The organism is Pseudoalteromonas sp. bablab_jr011, from assembly GCF_016464045.1.
In the GTDB taxonomy this organism is placed as follows: domain Bacteria; phylum Pseudomonadota; class Gammaproteobacteria; order Enterobacterales; family Alteromonadaceae; genus Pseudoalteromonas; species Pseudoalteromonas lipolytica.
This window is the reverse complement of the sequence record NZ_JACDWU010000292.1, coordinates 1-2,796: the sequence shown is the minus strand read 5'-3', so window position 1 is coordinate 2,796 and position 2,796 is coordinate 1. Positions and strand designations below refer to the sequence as shown.

Sequence of the window (2,796 nt, the reverse complement as noted above, 5' to 3'; positions counted from 1 at the left end):
GGCGCATACCAACCTTCGTTACATTGTCAGAGCCGCTACTTTATTCAGGCTCCTAGGATCATCTGGTGATACAGATGGTTCACTCATTAAGCGGTGAACAGCGCTTCATACGACTTCACGTCGCACGCCCCAAAATGAGTTTAGTTGAGCGTCGCAAATGTGCGAATAAGAGACAGTCAGAGTTATCTGGATATCTGGACTTAATTCTACAAAGCGGACGCTTAGCGAACCCGTTCATGCCCTAAAATTGAGGTTAGGCAATTAATTGCACCTTAAGAACGTTTAGCCAACCCGCATTAATTGTATAATGATGTCTCTTCTTCGAAAGAGTGTGCTTATGAGAACCATTGGAAAACTGGCAAAATATTTAGATATCTGTGTTGAAACTATCCGCTTTTATGAGCGCCAAGGTTTAATAGAACAGCCACCAAAACCAGAATCAGGTTATCGAATGTATGGCGAAACTCATGCCAGTCAACTCAAGTTTATTCTCAAAGCTAAAGCATTAGGATTTACCCTAAAAGAGATAGAATCACTGATGTCTTTAAGCAGTAATTGCGCTGAAGTCGAATCGTTGGGCTTACAAAAGCTGCAACTGATTCGAGATAAGATCAGTGATTTAAAGAGGTTGGAAAAAGTAATTCAAGATATGACAGACTCATGCAAAGCCAATCAAGATCCAAAAACCTGCCCAATTATAAATTCGCTTAAGTAGTCATTGACTCCGTACCCATGTACGGAGTTTAAAATACCTCAAAAATAGAGGTAATTATGATTAATAAAATTCTCGATAAAATCGGCTCTGGTGGCGTTTGGCTAGCCGCGCTAAGCTGCACAGCGTGTTTTCCTGCACTCGGCTCATTAGCATCAGCTCTTGGATTGGGTTTCCTATCACACTTTGAAGGAATTGCTGTTAACACCTTATTGCCCTTGTTTGCTTCACTAGCGTTATTAGTTAATTTCTATAATTGGTATCAACATAAGCATGTGGTAAGAGGCATTTTAAGTGTCATTGGCCCAATTGCAGTATTGTTAACCCTTTATCCATTGTGGCAATACGACTGGAGCACTTACTTATTTTATTTTGGGATCATTTGGATGGTTGTCATGTCAGTGTTGGATATGGTTAAGCCCGTTAAGGAGCCAGTATGCAAGGTATAGAGTTAGAATCAAAGATAACCTGTCCAGAGTGCGGGTTTAGTAAGGTTGAGACTATGCCTACAAACGCTTGTCAGTGGTATTACGAATGCGGAAGCTGTAAAACATTGCTTAAGCCGTTAAAGGGAGGTTGTTGCGTTTATTGTTCTTACGGAACAGTAAAGTGTCCTCCTATTCAAGAGGGGAATAGTTGTTGCACTGGTAAATAATTCATTCCCCTGACTGCTTAGTGTCAGGGGAAAGCCTTAATGCAAATTGTTTACTTGGTTCTTCCTGTGGCTGGTAACTTGGCAGAAATAAGTGCCGCTAAACTAATAAAAGCAAACGAAATACCCAAGCAAGCAGCTAACCCGTATAGCTGGAAAACCCAGCCTGACAACACTGTGCCAATTAAACGCCCCATTGCATTTGCCATGTAGTAAAAGCCAACATCTAACGAAACGCCATCGGCATCAGCCATGCTAACAATCAAGTAACTGTGCAGTGAAGAGTTAATGGCAAACAGTACGCCAAATACCATTAAACCAGCAATGAGTGCCGTTTTAACTTCCCAGTTAAAGTGTAACGATAAAGCTATACCTAATGTCACTAATGCCAACAAGCTTGCCCATTTTACGGTTTCAGTGGCAGGAGAAACGCTAGCTTTGAAATTGATTAGCTTAGGTGTCATTGATTGGACAAAACCGTAACCAATCACCCAAAGCGCTAAGAAGCCACCTACTGTCCAATAATCCCATTCAAACACTTGTGACAAGAACACAGGTAGTGCAACCACAAACCAGACATCACGGGCACCAAACAAGAAGAGTCGTGCAGCCGATAAGATATTGATAGAGCGACTCTTTGAGAAGATGTCGGTAAACTTAGGTTTGTTCTTGGCTTTACCTAAGTCGTTTTTCAAAGCATAAAGGCTGTAACACCAAACAAGAGCCAAAACACCTGCCATTAACAACATTGCGCCTTTGAAGGAAAGTAAAGTTAACAGTAAGCCGCCTAAGAAAAAGCCAACGCCTTTCAGGGCATTCTTAGAGCCTGTTAATACCGCGACCCATTTAAACAAGGTGCCTTCTTGTCCTGCGGCAACCAACATCTTAATTGAGCTTTTTGCGCTCATTTTGTTTAAGTCTTTGGCAATGCCTGAAAGCGCTTGTGCAATCATCACATACACAACTGTTAACCATTCAGCAGGAACAGCTAACATCAGCAAGGCGATAGTTTGAATGGCTAAGCCAATGTTCATGGTTTTATTTAGCCCTAAACGGGCACCTAAGAAGCCGCCAACTAAATTAGTGACAACGCCAAATATTTCATAAAACAAGAACAACATCGCAATGCTAAGCGGACTATAGCCTAACGCGTGGAAATGAAGCACTACCAACATGCGTAGTGCGCCATCTGTTAAGGTAAATGCCCAGTAGTTACCTGTGACAACAAGGTATTGCTTAATATCGTCTGATAATGATGTCAAGCGCTTCATAGTGTTACATTACCCTTTAATCACGGCTAGCGCATTTTAATCCCAGATTCTAACAGGGTTGAGCGATAATCATCGTCTAGCCCTGCCATTTTCTTTTTTCTCGCCATACTGGCTGTTTTAGTTGTATCTTGTTTAAATAACGCCATGGCTATTTTTCTCAT

At 41.6% G+C, this 2,796-nt stretch carries 4 protein-coding genes and 1 pseudogene; 3 read left to right on the top strand and 2 right to left on the bottom strand.

The window, feature by feature from the left end; genetic code table 11:
• Window positions 1-337 precede the first annotated feature (337 nt).
• Genes JIG41_RS18025 through JIG41_RS22965 form a run of 3 tightly spaced genes read left to right on the top strand, consistent with a single transcriptional unit; the run spans window position 338 to window position 1,367 of the window.
• Complete coding sequence (locus JIG41_RS18025; RefSeq protein WP_036983712.1) at window positions 338-715, top strand: MerR family transcriptional regulator; 378 nt, start codon at window positions 338-340, stop codon at window positions 713-715.
• Between the two features lie 56 nt (window positions 716-771).
• Window positions 772-1,161 carry an organomercurial transporter MerC gene (merC, locus tag JIG41_RS18020; protein WP_036983713.1) on the top strand — a complete coding sequence of 130 codons (390 nt, stop codon included), beginning with the start codon at window positions 772-774 and terminating at the stop codon, window positions 1,159-1,161.
• Entirely contained in the window at window positions 1,149-1,367 is a 219-nt protein-coding gene (locus tag JIG41_RS22965) for a GDCCVxC domain-containing (seleno)protein (RefSeq protein WP_138558836.1), read from the top strand. Before merC ends, JIG41_RS22965 begins: the two co-directional genes overlap by 13 nt.
• A 50-nt stretch (window positions 1,368-1,417) precedes the next feature.
• On the opposite strand, the gene arsJ is transcribed toward JIG41_RS22965, so the two are convergent.
• Window positions 1,418-2,635, bottom strand: a complete 1,218-nt coding sequence (gene arsJ, locus JIG41_RS18015) for an organoarsenical effux MFS transporter ArsJ (RefSeq protein WP_063529993.1) — start codon at window positions 2,633-2,635, stop codon at window positions 1,418-1,420.
• A gap of 26 nt (window positions 2,636-2,661) precedes the next feature.
• A pseudogene (locus JIG41_RS22960) lies at window positions 2,662-2,796 on the bottom strand (ISAs1 family transposase); the annotation flags it as partial.